The sequence below is a fragment of the Pseudomonas sp. TAA207 genome, assembly GCF_001529285.1.
Lineage (GTDB): Bacteria > Pseudomonadota > Gammaproteobacteria > Pseudomonadales > Pseudomonadaceae > Aquipseudomonas > Aquipseudomonas weihenstephanensis.
In genome coordinates this window covers 71,192-87,713 of record NZ_LLWJ01000066.1, presented here as the reverse complement: position 1 = coordinate 87,713, position 16,522 = coordinate 71,192, and the positions used below count along the sequence as shown (strand labels likewise).

Annotated in this window: 11 protein-coding genes and 2 pseudogenes; 6 read left to right on the top strand and 7 right to left on the bottom strand. The window is 53.8% G+C overall.

From position 1 onward, the window contains the following. Positions 1-10 precede the first annotated feature (10 nt). Positions 11-511: a thiol peroxidase gene (gene tpx, locus AP059_RS12625; RefSeq protein ID WP_059763323.1), complete on the bottom strand. Its 501-nt coding sequence runs from the start codon at positions 509-511 to the stop codon at positions 11-13. A 272-nt stretch (positions 512-783) separates the two neighbouring features. Continuing rightward, complete coding sequence (locus tag AP059_RS12620) at positions 784-1,452, bottom strand: DUF3313 domain-containing protein (protein WP_059763324.1); 669 nt, start codon at positions 1,450-1,452, stop codon at positions 784-786. A gap of 351 nt (positions 1,453-1,803) precedes the next feature. Between AP059_RS12620 and ccoN the strand changes: the two genes are divergently transcribed. The 3 genes from ccoN (at position 1,804) to tal (ending at position 4,603) form a co-directional block, all read left to right on the top strand. Beyond that, on the top strand, positions 1,804-3,231 hold the full coding sequence (ccoN, locus tag AP059_RS12615) for a cytochrome-c oxidase, cbb3-type subunit I (RefSeq protein ID WP_059763394.1): 1,428 nt from the start codon (positions 1,804-1,806) through the stop codon (positions 3,229-3,231). A 56-nt stretch (positions 3,232-3,287) separates the two neighbouring features. Continuing rightward, positions 3,288-3,518, top strand: coding sequence for a hypothetical protein (locus AP059_RS12610; protein ID WP_048365011.1), 231 nt, complete (start codon positions 3,288-3,290; stop codon positions 3,516-3,518). A gap of 161 nt (positions 3,519-3,679) precedes the next feature. Then, on the top strand, positions 3,680-4,603 hold the full coding sequence (tal, locus tag AP059_RS12605) for a transaldolase (protein WP_059763325.1): 924 nt from the start codon (positions 3,680-3,682) through the stop codon (positions 4,601-4,603). Positions 4,604-4,787: 184 nt separating this feature from the next. Here tal and rfaD read toward each other — a convergent pair whose 3' ends face one another. Both rfaD and AP059_RS12595 read right to left on the bottom strand, forming a co-directional pair. After that, entirely contained in the window at positions 4,788-5,774 is a 987-nt protein-coding gene (rfaD, locus tag AP059_RS12600) for an ADP-glyceromanno-heptose 6-epimerase (RefSeq protein ID WP_059763326.1), read from the bottom strand. Between the two features lie 220 nt (positions 5,775-5,994). After that, positions 5,995-7,272 (bottom strand): serine/threonine transporter, encoded by a 1,278-nt coding sequence (locus tag AP059_RS12595; protein WP_059763327.1) that lies wholly within the window; start codon positions 7,270-7,272, stop codon positions 5,995-5,997. A gap of 226 nt (positions 7,273-7,498) precedes the next feature. Here AP059_RS12595 and AP059_RS12590 point away from each other — a divergent pair, with 226 nt between their 5' ends. Then, positions 7,499-8,029, top strand: coding sequence for a DUF4946 domain-containing protein (locus AP059_RS12590; protein ID WP_059763328.1), 531 nt, complete (start codon positions 7,499-7,501; stop codon positions 8,027-8,029). Positions 8,030-8,035: 6 nt separating this feature from the next. Here the strand turns inward: AP059_RS12590 and AP059_RS22040 are convergent. The 3 genes and pseudogenes from AP059_RS22040 to AP059_RS22035 all read right to left on the bottom strand — a co-directional run. After that, positions 8,036-8,224 (bottom strand): annotated as a pseudogene (locus AP059_RS22040) (transposase); the annotation flags it as partial. A 185-nt stretch (positions 8,225-8,409) separates the two neighbouring features. Beyond that, positions 8,410-13,401, bottom strand: coding sequence for an RHS repeat domain-containing protein (locus tag AP059_RS12585; protein WP_059763329.1), 4,992 nt, complete (start codon positions 13,399-13,401; stop codon positions 8,410-8,412). A gap of 171 nt (positions 13,402-13,572) precedes the next feature. Beyond that, positions 13,573-13,743: pseudogene (locus tag AP059_RS22035) on the bottom strand (IS5/IS1182 family transposase); the annotation flags it as partial. Between the two features lie 133 nt (positions 13,744-13,876). Between AP059_RS22035 and AP059_RS12580 the strand changes: the two are divergent. Both AP059_RS12580 and glgA read left to right on the top strand, forming a co-directional pair. Next, the gene (locus AP059_RS12580) at positions 13,877-14,323 is read left to right on the top strand and encodes a DUF411 domain-containing protein (RefSeq protein ID WP_059763330.1); all 447 of its coding nucleotides are present in this window, start codon (positions 13,877-13,879) and stop codon (positions 14,321-14,323) included. A gap of 522 nt (positions 14,324-14,845) precedes the next feature. After that, positions 14,846-16,423: a glycogen synthase GlgA gene (gene glgA, locus AP059_RS12575; protein ID WP_059763331.1), complete on the top strand. Its 1,578-nt coding sequence runs from the start codon at positions 14,846-14,848 to the stop codon at positions 16,421-16,423. The last annotated feature ends 99 nt before the right edge of the window (positions 16,424-16,522 follow it).

Below are 16,522 nucleotides of genomic sequence, written 5' to 3'. Positions count from 1 at the left end.
GCGCCGAGGCTTACTTCAATACAGCCAATACGGCTTCGTAGTTCGGCTCTTCAGCGATCTCTTTAACCAGCTCGCTGTGCAGCACGTTGTCGTTTTCATCCAGCACCACAACAGCGCGAGCTGTCAGGCCTTTCAACGGACCGTCAGCAATGGCCACGCCGTAGTTTTGGATGAACTCTGCACCACGCAGGGTGGACAGGTTTTTAACGTTTTCCAGACCTTCAGCGCCGCAGAAACGCGCTTGAGCGAATGGCAGGTCGGCCGAGATGCACAGCACAACGGTATTGGCCAGGTTGCTGGCCTGCTCGTTGAACTTACGCACCGACGTCGCGCACGTCGGGGTATCAACGCTTGGAAAAATGTTCAGTACTTTGCGTTTACCGGCAAAGCTGGCCAACGTTACATCGGACAAATCACCCGCAACCAACGAGAACGCAGGTGCCTTGGCGCCTACTGCTGGCAGGTTGCCGTTGACTTGTACAGGGTTGCCTTGAAGCGTCACTTGAGCCATGAACAATGTCCTTCTTAACAGTTTTTGAAGAGGCCGAAGTTAAACATGAAAACATTCTGCTGACCTATGCCCTACCTGCAAAATGTCATGCTGAACATCACATTAAGACGATTCTTAACATTATTCAGACAAATTCCTACACGCACACTCCTACAGATCCGCACTTTTTCTGAATACAGTTACGCAAAAAACTTACAACCCCTTGCTACTGGCGTTATGGCGCGGGGGGGCGAGCGTACCTCGCCCCTGTAAAGGGTGGATGGTGCAACGCTTTACTGCTTCAGTTTCAAATACGACTGATGCAGGTCGGAGGCCCAGCCATCGATCACATTCTTCACATCATCGGCCTTCATGACCTGGCTGTCGTTTTCCAGCGGTTTGCCCGTGCCTTTGCGCACCACTTGCGCCACCACATCCTGGGTTCTGCCGTCGATAAACACGGCCTCTGTTGCCAAGTCGGTTTCCTGATCACGAATACCCGAAGCGGTGCTCACGGCGGCCGCCACCAACGCCACCGGGATCAACTCGTACGGCTTGAGACTTTCAGTCTTGCTGCTGACCGCCGTGATTGCCGGGCGAACCACTATCACGCCTGGCCCCGGTGCGCTGGCCAAGGGTAACGATTTGCTCAGCTCACGCTTGAGTGCCTGATCGTAGTAATGGGTGATGGCCGTGAGGGTGCTTTGCGGAATTTTTGCGGTGGGTTGTGGCGCTGGATAGAACTGGCTGGGTTCGATATAGACGCTGGTGAACTGGTTAACGTTGAGATTGGGGTCAACCCAGCGCATGACATCAGCGCCAGAGGGCGATTTTGCTTCTTTGAGACGGCTGTAGTCCTTCAAAAAACCGGAGTATTCATCCGGTTGCGGAACATTGCTTGAACAACCGCCCAGCCCAAGCGAGGCGAGGCATAGCGCACCGATCATTAAGCCCAACTTCATGATGAAACTCCTGTAGAAAGCGCAACCGCATGCACACGGTGTTTAAGGTATAGACAAGCCTTGGGCAATCGTCACTGATTCGCCGTGCATTGCGTAGCAGGTGTGATCCAGCGCCCATTTATCACGCGCACGCTGTGAACCTGCGTCAATACGGCGCAGAGTATTCAAAAAATCAGTAAATATCCAAAAAAGCAGATCAGATAGCGATTTAAAGCCTTAAAACAGCCTTTATATCTGATCCGTATTATTTATGTTTTTCTGGATCTGTTTTGTTATGCGCAGGGTTTCTAAAGTTCAACCTGCGCCAGACCACGAGGTCTGGCAGGACTTTGAACCGTGGAAGACTTGAGCATGAGCACAGCACTAAACGGGCAGGCCTATAACTATAAGGTCGTGCGCCAATTCACCATCATGACGGTGGTGTGGGGCGTTATCGGCATGGCCATGGGGGTCTGGATTGCCTCTCAACTGGCTTGGCCCGCCATGAACCTCGACCTGCCCTGGACCACATTCGGCCGTTTACGGCCGCTGCACACCAGCCTGGTGATTTTCGGTTTTGCCGGCAGCGCACAGTTTGCCGCCAGCTACTACGCCGTGCAGCGCACCTGCCAGGTGCGGCTGTTCTCCGACAAACTGGCCGCGTTTACGTTTTGGGGCTGGCAATCGGTGATTGTGATCATGTTGGTCACCCTGCCACTGGGCTACACCACCACCAAGGAGTACGCCGAAATCGAGTTCACCGGCGCGGTGTGGTTAACCGTGGTGTGGGTGGCCTACGCCATCGTATTTTTTACCACCGTGGTCAAACGCAAGACCAAGCATATCTATGTCGGCAACTGGTTCTTCGGTGCCTTCATTCTGGTCATTGCCATGCTGCACGTGGTCAACCACTTGTCGATTCCAGTGGACTGGTTCAAGTCATACCCGGTGTACGCGGGCGCGACGGATGCCATGGTGCAGTGGTGGTACGGGCACAACGCCGTGGGCTTCTTCCTGACTACAGGCTTCCTGGGGATGATGTACTACTTCGTGCCCAAACAAGTCGGCCGCCCGATTTACTCCTATCGCTTGTCCATCGTGCATTTCTGGGCCTTGATTACCCTCTACATCTGGGCCGGCCCGCACCACCTGCACTACACCGCCCTGCCTGACTGGGCGCAATCGCTGGGCATGGCCATGTCGATCATCCTGCTGGCCCCCAGCTGGGGCGGCATGATCAACGGCATGATGACCTTGTCGGGCGCCTGGCATAAGTTGCGCACTGACCCGATCCTGCGCTTTCTGGTGCTGTCACTGGCGTTCTACGGCATGTCGACCTTTGAAGGCCCGATGATGGCCATCAAAACGGTAAATGCCTTGTCCCACTACACCGACTGGACCATCGGCCACGTGCATGCCGGGGCCTTGGGCTGGGTGGCGATGATCACCTTTGGCGCGGTGTATCACATGATCCCCAAACTGTATGGCCGCGAGCAGATGTACAGCGTGGCGCTGATTAACTTGCATTTCTGGCTGGCCACCATCGGCACCGTGCTGTACATCGCCTCGATGTGGGTCAACGGCATCACCCAGGGCCTGATGTGGCGCGCCATCAACGATGACGGCACGTTGACCTACTCGTTTGTGGAATCGTTGCAAGCCAGCCACCCGGGCTTCGTGGTGCGACTGGTGGGAGGCGTGTTCTTCCTCACCGGCATGCTGCTGATGTCCTACAACGTGTGGCGCACTGTGCGCGTTCCTGACTTCAAAAAAGCCGAGTTGTCAGCGCAAATCGCCTGACCCACACACCGCGCAAACCCTACGGTTTGCGCGGTGCTTAATAAGGAGTTTCAGAGATGATTGATATCGCCTTGAACATGGCGGCCGTGACCAGCCTCTATTTCGCGATCAGTTGGTGTTTGAAGCATCAAACCGAGCGCGACATCGACGAAGCCAGCCTTATCCCCTTCGCGGACGACCCGCAAGTGGCACGTCGGGTTGAAGAGGCCACGGGCAAAACCATCAATGCCGTACAGATGAGCGAAGAGCCTGTGCGCACATCGGGTCAGGGCACACTGAAGTTCTAAAAAGCCTGTTCGAAAGGGATCTAATGGCGCGTGCGCGCACACACTGGTTGCATAACCCACGTCTTGAGCGGCATGCTGCCAGACCTGATGTTTAGCGAACTTTTGATCGACGACGCACTCAATCTTCACAGCCATTAATACTTTTCGGACAGAGCACGCTCATGACTTCCAAGCTGGAACAACTCAAGCAGTTCACCACCGTGGTCGCAGACACCGGCGACCTCGACGCGATTACCCGTCTTAAACCCGTAGACGCCACCACTAACCCTTCTCTGCTGCTCAAGGCTGCGGCCATGCCCGGCTATGCCGAGCTGCTGCAAAGTGCCATCAGCCACGCCAAGGGTGATGTCGGCCTGGCCTGCGACCACTTCGCGGTGTCTGTGGGTAGCGGTATCTTGAACGTGATTCCGGGCCGCATTTCGACAGAAGTCGATGCACGCCTGTCGTTTGATGAACCTGCCCTGCTGCAAAAAGCCAATCAACTGATCGAGCTGTACGACAAAGCCGGTGTAGGCCGCGATCGCGTGCTGATCAAACTGGCCTCGACCTGGGAAGGTATCCGCGCAGCTGAAAAGCTGGAAAAAGCCGGAATTCAAACCAACCTGACCCTGCTGTTCTCGTTTGCCCAAGCGGCCGCCTGCGCTGACGCCGGGGTGTTTTTGATCTCCCCGTTTGTAGGCCGGATCTACGACTGGTACAAAAAATCCACCGGGATTGACTACACCGGCTCCGATGATCCGGGCGTGCAGTCCGTGACCCGCATCTACAACTACTACAAAGCCAATGACTACAACACCGTGGTCATGGGCGCGAGCTTTCGCAACCTCAACCAGATCGAGCAGTTGGCCGGTTGCGACCGCCTGACCATCAGCCCGGACCTGATCGAAAAACTGGCGCAAGAGCAAGGCACGCTGGCGCGCAAACTGAGCCCCGGCAATGGCGGCGAGCCGCGCCTGATCCTCAACGAAGCGCAGTTCCGTTGGGCCTCCAACGAAGACGCGATGGCCACTGAAAAACTGGCAGAAGGCATCCGTCAGTTCGCCCGTGACCAAGAGAAGCTGGAAGCGCTGTTGTCGGGTAACTAACCCGCAACGCCCACAGGCTGCGGCTGCATGTGATGCAGCCGGTGCCGAAGGCGACGTTCGATTGCGAAGCGCTTGCAACCCCGTGACGCGGTGTCTGTGAGGCACCGCGTCAAGGAATTAGCGAGCGCTTCGCGTCAACGGCTACACGTATTACAGGCGCAATAGTGGGCCGGTAACAGGGCTTCTACCGGTTTATCGTGCCGATATAGCGCTGCACCCCCTCCTCTAGCGTCAGCATTGGCTCGCGATACCCCGCTTCACGCAGTTGAGTGAGATCGGCACAGGTGTACACCTGGTATTTGCCCTTCAAACTGTCGGGAAATTCGCAGTAGCGCAGCACTCCTTCGAGCAACGCAGTTTCCAGGGTCAAAGGGGGCCGATCCTCAGCCGCACGCAGGCTGTTAATCGTTGCCAAGGCCAGATCATTGAACGAGCGCGCGCGCCCTGTGCCCACATTGAAAATACCGCCGGTGTGCGGATGGTCCAACCAGTGCAGATTGACCTTGACCACATCCTGCACCGACACAAAGTCGCGCAAATGACCACCCGCCGGGTAGTTGCCGTATTCGCCAAACAACTCAACAAACCCGCGCTCGCGATACTGGTTAACGCAGTGCCACACCATCGACGCCATGCGCCCTTTGTGCTGTTCGCGCGGGCCGTACACGTTGAAGTAGCGCAAACCGACAATCTGACTGCGCGCCCTGGGCAGTAGCTGGCGCACCCTTTGGTCAAACAGGCTCTTGGACCAACCGTACACATTGAGCGCGCGTTCACACTCACGCACTTCGCGAAAGTCCGTACCAGAGCCATACACCGCCGCCGACGAGGCATACACCAACGGGACGGACTGATCCTGACAGGCTTGCAACAGGTCACAGCTGTAACGGTAGTTGTTGTCCATCATCAAGCGACCGTCATGCTCAACCGTGCTGGAGCACGCGCCCTGATGCAGCACCGCGCGCACGTCACCGAGCTGGCGATCGGCAAAGCGTTGCACAAAGTCACGTTTGTCGAAGTAATGCGCGATGTCACAGTCCGCCAGGTTGCGGAACTTGTCGCCATCGGTCAGATCATCCACCGCGATGATGTCGCGCTCACCGCGCAGATTGAGGGCTTTTACCAGGTTGCTGCCGATAAACCCGGCCGCACCGGTCACGATGATGCTCATCCAGGACCTCCTGCTGCTGCATGGAAGGTTTAAGCCTATGCCTGTGTGCGGGCGCACTCTTGATGCGGATCAATGCTCTTTGACGCTGGCAAACGCTGAAATGACGTACGGCACGTTGACCGCGCTGCCACAGCTCAAGGCAAGTACGGATGGCGAAGGGCGGGGATTGCGGGGATTCACAGGCGGTCGCCGCACAGTCAGGCGACGACCGCTACAGGGATCAAGGAATCAGCGAGTAAACCAGCGACGAAATCGCGATCAGCCCCACCAGCGTCACGAAGACGTTGGAAATTTTGCCCGAATACTTGCGCATGGACGGCACCCGGCGGATGGCGTACATCGGCATCAGGAACAGGATGGCCGCAATCACCGGGCCGCCGAGGGTTTCGATCATCACCAGAATGCTTGGGTTCAGCGTCGCAACCGCCCAGCACACGATCAGCATGAACGCGGCGGTCATGCGGTCCAGGGTTTTGGCTGCCGGACGCTTGCCGGTTTTGAGTACCAGGCCTTTAAGCCCTTCGCTGGCACCGATGTAATGACCCAGGAACGATTTGGCAATCGCGACAAAGGCAATCAGCGGCGCAGCAAACGCAATGGTCGGGTTACTGAAGTGGTTGGCCAGGTAGGACAGGATCGACAGGTTCTGAGCCTTGGCTTCGGCCAGCTGTGCAGGCGACAGGGTCAGCACGCAACTAAACACAAAGAACAGCACCATCGCCACCATCAGCAGGTGGGCGCGGGACAGGATCTGTGAGCTGCGCTCGTCGGCATTTTCACCGTAGCGGCGCTTTTGATCGACAGCAAAGGCCGAGATGATCGGCGAATGGTTAAACGAAAACACCATCACCGGAATCGCCAGCCACAGCGTGTGCAGGAACGTCGAAGGCTCTGGCAACGTGCTGGCCGTGCTCAGAATGCCGCCGTTCCAGTGCGGAATGAGAAACACCGCCAAAAACAGCAACGCCACGATAAACGGGTAGACCATCATGCTCATGGCCTTGACGATCACTTGCTCGCCGCAGCGCACCACAATCAACAGGCCGAGGATCAATACCAGCGACAACAGTGCCCGTGGCGGGGGCGTGATCGACAGTTGGTTGAGCATGAAACTGCTCACCGTATTGGTCAGCGCCACGCTGTAAATGAGCAGGATGGGAAAGATGGCCAGAAAGTACAGCAGCGTAATGACTGCGCCAGCCTTGAGGCCGAAGTGTTCTTCTACCACGTCCGTGATGTCAGAACCCTCACGCCCGGAGAGCACGAAGCGGGTCAGGCCACGGTGCGCATAAAAGGTCATGGGGAACGCCAACAGCGCCAGAATCAATAGCGGCCAAAAGCCGCCAAGTCCGGCGTTGATCGGCAAAAACAAAGTGCCTGCGCCAATGGCTGTGCCAAACAGGCCCAGCATCCAGGTGGTGTCTTGGCGGTTCCAGCGAGTGAGTGTCGCGGGTGTCTCGTCGAAACGTTCGTCGACGCTATTAGCCTGGTCATTCATCCGGTCGAATCTCCGCTAGCCGGTCGTTACCACGCGGCCGGGGCGGACAAAACACACCTTACAGACAACGCCCCAGCCATAAGAAGGGCGCGATTGTCCGGGATTAGACATAAGAAGCAAAGGTTTAGCTGAGCAAAGGTGAAAAACATCTGGCAGAGCAAAGCAATATATGGACACCTATTGATACAATCTGACAGTCAAAAAACGCCCATAAGGCCCGCTCCCCATGACTGTTTCACCGCGCTGTAGTGCATTGATCGGACTCCTCTGTACATTCGGGTTAACTCCGGCTTGGGCCGATTCGACCCAAATCACCTGGCCCGGGGGCTGGGAGGTACAAGCGGTACCGCCTGCACCAGACGACAATGGCCAGCGCCAGCGCGCGGTGAAAAATGACGCCAACGGTGACCCTTTGATGGTCATGGAGCTGACCCAGACCACCTTGGCACCCGAGCATCAGGTCAACATGGACGCTGTGCTGCTGCAAATGCGTAAAACCTTGCAGCAAAACTTCGCCAAAGGCGGCTATCAGAGCGCGTGCAATAAAATCCACGCCAGCACGCTGGGCGGCCTGGATGCGCTGGAGACCACCTGCAAAATCACGCAGAACGGCAATCATCTGATGACCCAGACCCTGGTGGCCGCCACCCGTGGCAGCCACGCTTATGCGCTGTCCTACGCAGGCCCGGCGGACGGTTACAAAGCCGTTGAGCCTGAAGTTCAGGGCATTCGAGCCAGTTTGCGTTTCGCGCCCTGAGCCTCAGTAAACCGTCGACCATGGGCCAAAGCGCTCAGGCATATCGCGCCAGGCGGCGCCAGAACAGAGTCCCCAAGGGACGCCGTTGATCATCAAGCGATCATCTGTTCGTGGGCGCCCGCGACGGCGTGATTCATAGCAGATGTCTGCAACCAAATCCCAGACTGCGTCGGGGAGTTCGTACCGTTTGCCCATCGTGGGCTACTGCCTTTGATGGTCGCGGACTTTACTGAATTTCAATGCCCGTGGCATTCAAATGGGTTTCAGCTGGTGTCGTACAGAGCCTAAAGTCAAACACCCCAAGAGGGTTTAACCGTCTTGGGGTGTTCGAAGTCAATACCATTCACGCGAGTGACCGCTGCGGACGGCCCTTGCATTCATCATCTGGAAAAAGCGCTAGTCCAAGGGGTCCACGTCAAGTTATTAATATTTGCATTAATCTCAGCGGCCCGTTCTGAATCGAAATAGCCGCTATTGCCCAGCACCCCGGTTACTCCACAAATGACCGAGTTCAAGTCGTCTAAATCGAGTGACTCAAGGCCTTGGGCCCAAAACCGCTGCATGATGCTCATTTTTCCGCCAGCCGATGCCAGGTTAGAAGTGGCTGTCGCAGGAGCGAGCCACATCGTAGCTACAGGTACTTGAGTACTATTTTTTGCAAAATTAACCATAGCGGATTCGTATGACGCGCCACCCGAGTTGCCTAGAAAATTCCATCTATTAATAGGACGACCAATGTCATTAACTGATAATTTCGGCACCTTATAAACGTTTGATCGACCGAGCCAGGCCGAATATTTCAGATTGCTCATCAATTTACGAGCCATCCCCGCCGAAGCACGACCCAACTGAGCGAGCAGCAAGGATACTTTTCGCGCAAGCATGCCAACACCACCCGCCATCGTGAAGCCGAACGACACCCACGTCAGGATCGATGCCAAAGCCGGATTCGTATCCTTAATCAAAACAGCGGTCACTGCCAATGCCATCGCCACAACAGCAGCGGCGATCAATGCGGCGTGCAGCAAGAGCGAGACCCCCCCCGAAAAAATGGCGGTTAATACCCCAAGGCCAGCCCACAACACAGTACCTATCATTGGGCCGTTGGATCCGAGACCAAGAGGCTTAGGAACGTTGCCACCCCACGCTTGGTATAACCTGTTATTGACTGAAAAGTGCCCAGTGCGGTCTTTGAGATTGGCCGGGTTGCCATTGCAATACCCATACGCCTGCGGGCCTCCAAGCCCAAACGGGCTCAATGAGTCTTGAGCGTGAAACTGCATGCTATCGGGCGCATACCAGCGATAGCCTTGACCCAACGGATACTGATCAGTATTAGGGTCGCGAAACTCACCATTAAAACCCAACAAAGAATCTTTTTCTTCCGAGAAGTGCTCGCCATAGGCGCTATAAGCATGATGCTTCATGGTGTCGGCAGAAAGGTCATAGCTGACCAGTACAGTTCCATCAAAATCTCGCATTTCCAATAGAAGTCTGTCGACTTCTGAACGCCGCACCCGTTGCACCGTACACGCCGCACTGCCTGGGCTTAGATAGCGCCCTGTGCGGGTGTCAGTCGGATCAATTTCTCCCCGAACTTGAAGGCCATCGTAAACAATATGCCGTTGATTTTGTCCCTCTCCGTGCCCCATGAAACGATTCAAAGGGTCATAGGTGTACACACTTGACCCGGCCTTGATTAACCTTCCTAGCCCGTCATAACTATATTTTTTGCCGTTTTGATCCTGTGTCACCCGCCCTTCTGAGTCGTACTGAAGCGTGGCAGTGGCAGGATAATCAGGGTGGGCAGCATGATCCACTTTTTCGAGTCGACTGTTGCTGAGGGTGTCATAGGTATAAGTACTGGTACATGGATTGCCTCCAACGACGTTACTGATACAGGTTTTCACGTTCCCCAGCGCGTCATAGGTGAACGTCTGGCTGTCCACATTTTTATTGTTTTTCGGGGTCTTGCTCATCCATGCGCCTTTGACTGAACATTTAACGACTCGACTATTGGCGTCGTACTCCAACCCGCGTGATGCCAGAACTTTTCCCTTCTGCTTGAGTTCAACGCCCCTTAAATTACCATTTAAATGGTAATCCGTCGCCAGGGTGAACAAAACACTTCCAGACACTTTGTAATGCCGGGAGACTTCTCTAAGCGACAGGTCATACTCATATTCCACAGCGACGGGAAGCGTCTTTTTATCCGTCAAGGTCAAGGTCTCAGATTTCAATTGACCTTTATCATTATAAACATGCTGCGTAACAACTTCCTTGCTGACTGTTTTAACACGTTGCCCAAGCTCATTATAAGTAAACGTCGATTCGTTACCCTGCGCATCGACTTCACTGAGCAGACGCCCACCTATGGAACAGGATGAAGTCAATGCGTGCCCCTTGCCCGTTTTAGTATTGCCATGAGACTGTTTGCTTACTTTGAACTCGTCGGCGTGTTTATAATCCAGCTTGACAGAGTCCTCTACGGCTGAAGAACTGGATTGTTTATTGTAGCTATAGGTAAGCGTCTGAGTCCCTCCTTTGGTACTTTTTACAGTACTCAGTCGATTACCCAACTCCTTGATGTACTCGTATGTAAAGGTAGTGTCACCGATTTTTCGCGAAAAAGGGACTGTACTAGCACCTTTGAACGTGAACGCCTCTGTGTTGGCTCCTCGACTCAACGTCGTCACTCGGCCCCAACCGTCAATATGACGTTCCCCAAGCGTCTTGCGTTCCCCGTCGGCTTCAATTTCAATTTTCAACGGTTCACTGGAGAGCCAGTTGGCAGCGTATGTATAGTGATACGTAAACTCCAAACACGCTGATGCTTCGTCTTTCTTATACTCTGCGTGCGTCTCCTTCAAAACGCGCCCTATGCCGTCGTATGCATAAGAAATAGAGACCTTACCCAGCTCGCCGCTCACTATTTCATTCGTTAATTTACCGGCCTCATTATAGGAAAAATTCCGCGTCCCATTCGAGCGAGAAAGCCTATGTTCTTCAATGCTTTTAATAGACATATCTGCATTAAAGAGCGTGAGAGTCCTATCGTCTCCAGCCTCAGCTTTACCCTCAACTTTACTTAATTTGACCGGATTGTATTCATAATATTCTTTCGTGCCATTACTGTAGTCACGCCCACATTCCTCACCCCAGTTGTCATACTTGATATTGCACCACTCACTGATCTGCACGGTGCCAGCAGAATCATACTTCTCGATGCGTGCTGTACGGCCCAAGGCGTCATAGTTGATAGCCAACGTGGGAATCCACTCAATCTTCTGGGTCTTTGGGTTATCAAAGCGCTGTAGCTCTTGAGTAATATTACCTCGACCATCATACTCGATCGCCTTCGTAAGCCCATTAGGCTCAGTAATTTCCAGACGGGATACAGTGGGGTAAGAGAACGATGTGGACGCTTTGTAAGTTTCATTTTGTGCGCACACCGTTTTTTTATTAAGTCGCCCATAGTCATCGTAGCTATAAACAGATTTATTGCCATCGGCGTCTGTCTCAGCCAGCAGTCGACCGCTTAAAACACTGTGGGTTTGCGAACTCTCACGGACGTCTTTTTCCCAACGTGCCTTGGTCGTTGTAGTGAGTTCGGTTTTGCTCAGTGAATATTCATAGGTGTAGGCAGGTTCTGTAGGGTTAGCCAACTCCCCACGCTCACTCACTGTCCCTTGTTCGACCGTCTTTTTTCTCCCGCAGCGGAAGTCTTCATCCTCATAATAGCTAAACCATTGCCCCAACCATGCAGACTTTTTAATGTCTCCGATCGCATTGGCCATAGTCAACGTTCTGCTAATCTTATTACCCACCCTGCCCAACCGTTTTTGATAAGAATGATATTTTAAAAGCACAATTTGGTTAAAATCAGACCCCACATTTCCCACTCCTGAGCTTTCAAAAGACAAGCAAGACTTAGTATCCTTGAACAATTTTTTATTAACCATTGTCAATTCTGCTCGAGCATAACCGCCAACAAAGTCAGAGATCGCTACTCGTTTATCAATGTCCCCCCTACATAGCTTATTTATATAATCTTCTTCATGTGCTGGTTCCGCTTCTTTCTTGGCTAGACACCGATAACCGATAGTGGCCCCGATATCTTTATACTTTTCATGGCTATTGAGCGCAGCGCCATTATCATTAATCAAATAATTTATTACACCATCCTTTGAAGAACGGCACCCCATCTCATCAAATGCAGAAAAAAATGTTTCCTTGCGCGGACTCCCTCTGTCCTTGTCTTGATAGGTTACCGCAGTCAGAAGACCGTCTGACTCCTGTGTATATTCTTTTTTTATAGAGCTTCCCGAGTGATCAACAATCTCTTCAAGCAGATTATGATCAGCGCCATACAGATAGCTCTCCGTGCGCACCACCGAACTATCTTTAGATTTATAGGACAATGTTGTTTTATAGCGCTTATCATTAAGCCGCTCATACTTGTATGCACACACGGTGCGTTCGCAGCCCGCGCCGATGGGCGTTATCGTATGCAACTCTACGCACGGCAACTGTGTGAGCTTAGGATTGTCATCAAATTTCAGCCCATTATCCTTATAACCAACTGTTTCCCGGAGACCGTCAAAACTGATTATCTCCGTCAACAGCCAGCCACATTTCGCGTGATCCAAATACGATAAGGTTGTACTCGTTTGTTCGGGGGCAACTACCGCCTTTAGTGCATACTCTTTCATTCGAAGTTCAAAAGACATTTTTTCGGTGCTGTCGGGCCAAAAAATGACCTGTGCACAGGTATCGTAGTCTTTAGCTTGCGACGCTGTGTAATTCACACGGAGCAATTCTCGCGCCGAGTCTTTTATACCCGCCAGTTTAATTTGGTAGTGCGTGACATTACCCAGCTGTTGTTCCGTTATATTCCAAGTGACGGACAATTTATTTAAGGTATCGTCAAGGATGGTCTCTGGCACATAAATCTTACTTTTACCGGCGGCTTTGAGTTTTTCTTCTCGCCCATCTTTACGTAAAACACTTAATGTTTTTTCCTTCTCATCCCACGTAACCCAAACTCCCGAAACGTTCAAATTCTCATTTTTTTTAACACTCAGAATTTCGCCGGTATGCAGCGTTAGCTTGGAACTGCCTTCATCGTACGTCGTAAACGCAAAGGACCAGCCATCACCCAAACCCGCCTGATTATTGACGACTGGAGAGTAAAACAGTCCCATATCCACTACGGGGCCACACCCTGCGTTGCCCGTTACTGAAGGCAGTGGAACATAGGCTTCAAATAATCCAGTGCGCTGATCTACAAACGTTCGTTTTTGAGCGGATACATTAAAAACTGCTTGGTTCTGGGCATCGCATGGGTCAATCCCCATAATATTATGCGTCATGATTCATATCTCCCTGATTTAGCACTAGCCCTTACTCCAAGAGCTGCCGCAAAAACAATATAGAGTCAGAATCAGATAATTTAACCTGTCATAAATGACAGTCAGACACCTAAGAGGGTGTAGACAAAATCATGTGCTAAGTCGGCGCGCGAGTATTCGAGCCTCGTCCAACTACACCCATGCCTCGCTTACCGCAAAAAGACGGTGGTGGTGCATGATCAGTCGCAGAGCCCTCTCACTCCAGGCATGAGTTGGCTCCACCACCCATCGCTTGGGCATGACCACAAATTCAGCCTCAGCAGGTGCCACGGAAAATGGATCGCCTTGTTCTGAGTGCCATTGAACCCGATAACAAAACAACCGCCCCAACCTGACAAAACTGTCATCCAGCCCTCAGTTGACTGACAGCCGTCGTCAGCCAGGCTGGCAATTTCCCAAGGCTGCATGTACGCCTTTTTACGGACAGAGGACCTCAATGAACACCCCATTACGTATTGCTGCACTCACCGCCTTGCTGCTCAGCGCCACGGCGCATGCCGCCGAGCAATTGAGTATTGATGTTCACCGCGACGCCAACTGCGGGTGCTGCAAGGCCTGGATTTCACACCTGGAAACGAACGGTTTCAAGGTCAATGACCACGTAGAAACCGACATGAGCAGCGTTAAGCGGCGCCTTGGCGTCGAGCCTCGACTGGCTTCGTGCCATACCGGGGTGATCAATGGCAAGTTTGTAGAAGGTCACGTGCCTGCCGACCAAGTGGTGGCCCTGACTAAACGCAACGATTTAAAAGGCATTGCCGTGCCGGGCATGCCGATGGGCTCACCGGGCATGGAGATGGGTGATCGCAAGGATGCCTATCAAGTGATTGGCCTGAGCAACGATGGCCACGATGTGGTGGTTGCTCAATACCCCGGTCATTGATCAACACCCCTGCGTAGGGGCGAGTTAGCTCGCTCCTACAGTCCCGATTGACGCGCAACAACCAAACGTTCTGTATAAGTCCAAATCGTTCTAAGCCTTGCTTGGATCTCTCACCAAATCCTTGGTAGAACTCATCTCATCGCCCCGCGATAGTCCCTGAATCGCACCATTTCTTCTCTGACTGCACCTCATTGGCGCATCCGAAACAATCAGAGAAAAAATTCCCACACATTTTGTCTGTTTAAACGCCGCTTTGTAGCTTCTCTCCTACACTCAAGCAGCTTGAAATCTGGCTTCAAAGCCGAGTCATTTAAAACGAACCTTCTGCGTCTGCGTCGGGTCAGCTTAAAAAGAGGGTCTGCGTTATCGGGTGCAATTCTTGCAAAGCCGTATTCACCCAAGATGTAGGTGTGATGCCATCAAGCGCTTTACCCAGTTTAGGCCTGTAGTGCCTGCCCACAGGATGTGAGTAATAGCCCGGCCACAGGTCGAGGCCGATCAATAAATACAAGGGGGAACATCATGATCAGTGCTGCTGCACCACACCCACACAATTGCCTCACTACGCTGGTTAATGAGGTGATCGCCGCTGCGGGCCAAACCCCGGCAGGTAAAGCAGCAGTGCCTATAGCGCCTGAAATCCCCAACAACCCCAACAAAAAGAAAGTCCTGTTTGTGACCTCCGAGCTGGCCGATCTGGTTAAAACCGGCGGCTTGGGCGATGTATCCGCCGCGCTGCCGCGTGCCATGCGCCATTTGCATGATGTGCGGGTGCTGATTCCGGGCTACCCGCAGGTGATCAACAGCGACAACCCGATCCATATTATTGGTGAGCTGGGCGGGCATGCCGCACTGCCCGCCTGCAAGATCGGGCGCATGGACTTGAAAGACGGGCTGGTGATTTATGTACTGATCTGCCCCGAACTGTACGAGCGCGAAGGCACGCCATATGGCGCCAATAACGGTCGCGACTGGCCCGACAATCACATCCGTTTTGCGCGACTGGGCCTGGCCGCCGCCGACATTGCCGCCAACCTGGCGCAAATCCATTGGCAGCCCGATCTGGTGCACGCCCACGACTGGCCAGCCGGGCTGGCCCCCGCCTACATGCATTGGCGCGGTCAACGCACTCCCACCCTGTTCACGATTCACAACCTCGCCTATCAGGGCGTGGTCAGCCTGGCCTGCTGCCCGGAGCTGGGCATCCCCTCCCACGCCCTGCAACAGGAAGGCATGGAGTTCTACGGCAAACTGTCGTTCCTCAAGGCAGGAATGGCGTATGCCAGCCACATCACCACCGTCAGCGCCACGTATGCGCAAGAAATCACCACCCCGGCCTTTGGCTGCGGGCTGGACGGCTTTTTGCACAGCAAGACCCAGCAAGGCCTGCTCAGCGGCATCCCCAACGGGATAGACGAGACATGGGAGGCCGCGAGCGATCCGCATCTGGTGGCGCCCTTTTCAATCGGTGAATGGCAAGGCAAAGCCATCAACGCCAATCATGTGCGCACATTGTTCGGCCTCAAACCGTCCAAAGGCCCGCTGTTTGCTGTGGTCTCGCGCCTGGTGTATCAAAAAGGCCTGGACCTGACGCAAGGTGTGGCCGCGTACATCGTGGCCAACGGCGGGCAAATCGCAATCATCGGCCGCGGCGAGCCAGAAGAAGAACAGGCCATGCGCGAACTGGCGTTGCGTTTTCCCGGCCAGATCGGCGTGCGCATCGGGTTCAATGAGACCGATGCACGGCGCATGTTTGCCGGCAGCGATTTCCTGTTGATGCCTTCACGCTACGAACCCTGCGGCCTGAGCCAAATGTACGCGCAGCGCTATGCCTCTTTGCCGGTCGCGCGCAATACCGGCGGGCTGGCAGACACCATCGAAGACGGGATCACCGGGTTTCTGTTTAACGAATCCAGCGTGCAGAGCTACGAACAGGCCTTGGGCCGAGCGTTCAAAGTGTTCGCCTTTCCCGGCCTGCTCAACGCCATGCGCTGCCGCGCCATGTCAGCCCCGTTTAACTGGTGCCAGGCGGTAGAACCCTACGCGCAGCTCTATGAACAACTGGTGCTCAAATCGCTGACCCGCGTGAGCAAACCCTGACAAAAACAAGACCTGCATTGAAACCGGCCAGTTAAGTGACAGGCATTAACGGCCGGTATCTGCTGTACCTGACCTGTGAACGGCTAGAGCACTGAATTA

Excerpts from the sequence above, each read along its gene's own strand:
- tpx (WP_059763323.1), bottom strand. The coding sequence starts at position 511 with ATGGCTCAAGTGACGCTTCAAGGCAACCCTGTACAAGTCAACGGCAAC.
- AP059_RS12620 (WP_059763324.1), bottom strand. The coding sequence starts at position 1,452 with ATGAAGTTGGGCTTAATGATCGGTGCGCTATGCCTCGCCTCGCTTGGG.
- ccoN (WP_059763394.1), top strand. The coding sequence starts at position 1,804 with ATGAGCACAGCACTAAACGGGCAGGCCTATAACTATAAGGTCGTGCGC.
- AP059_RS12610 (WP_048365011.1), top strand. The coding sequence starts at position 3,288 with ATGATTGATATCGCCTTGAACATGGCGGCCGTGACCAGCCTCTATTTC.
- tal (WP_059763325.1), top strand. The coding sequence starts at position 3,680 with ATGACTTCCAAGCTGGAACAACTCAAGCAGTTCACCACCGTGGTCGCA.
- rfaD (WP_059763326.1), bottom strand. The coding sequence starts at position 5,774 with ATGAGCATCATCGTGACCGGTGCGGCCGGGTTTATCGGCAGCAACCTG.
- AP059_RS12595 (WP_059763327.1), bottom strand. The coding sequence starts at position 7,272 with ATGAATGACCAGGCTAATAGCGTCGACGAACGTTTCGACGAGACACCC.
- AP059_RS12590 (WP_059763328.1), top strand. The coding sequence starts at position 7,499 with ATGACTGTTTCACCGCGCTGTAGTGCATTGATCGGACTCCTCTGTACA.
- AP059_RS12585 (WP_059763329.1), bottom strand. The coding sequence starts at position 13,401 with ATGACGCATAATATTATGGGGATTGACCCATGCGATGCCCAGAACCAA.
- AP059_RS12580 (WP_059763330.1), top strand. The coding sequence starts at position 13,877 with ATGAACACCCCATTACGTATTGCTGCACTCACCGCCTTGCTGCTCAGC.
- glgA (WP_059763331.1), top strand. The coding sequence starts at position 14,846 with ATGATCAGTGCTGCTGCACCACACCCACACAATTGCCTCACTACGCTG.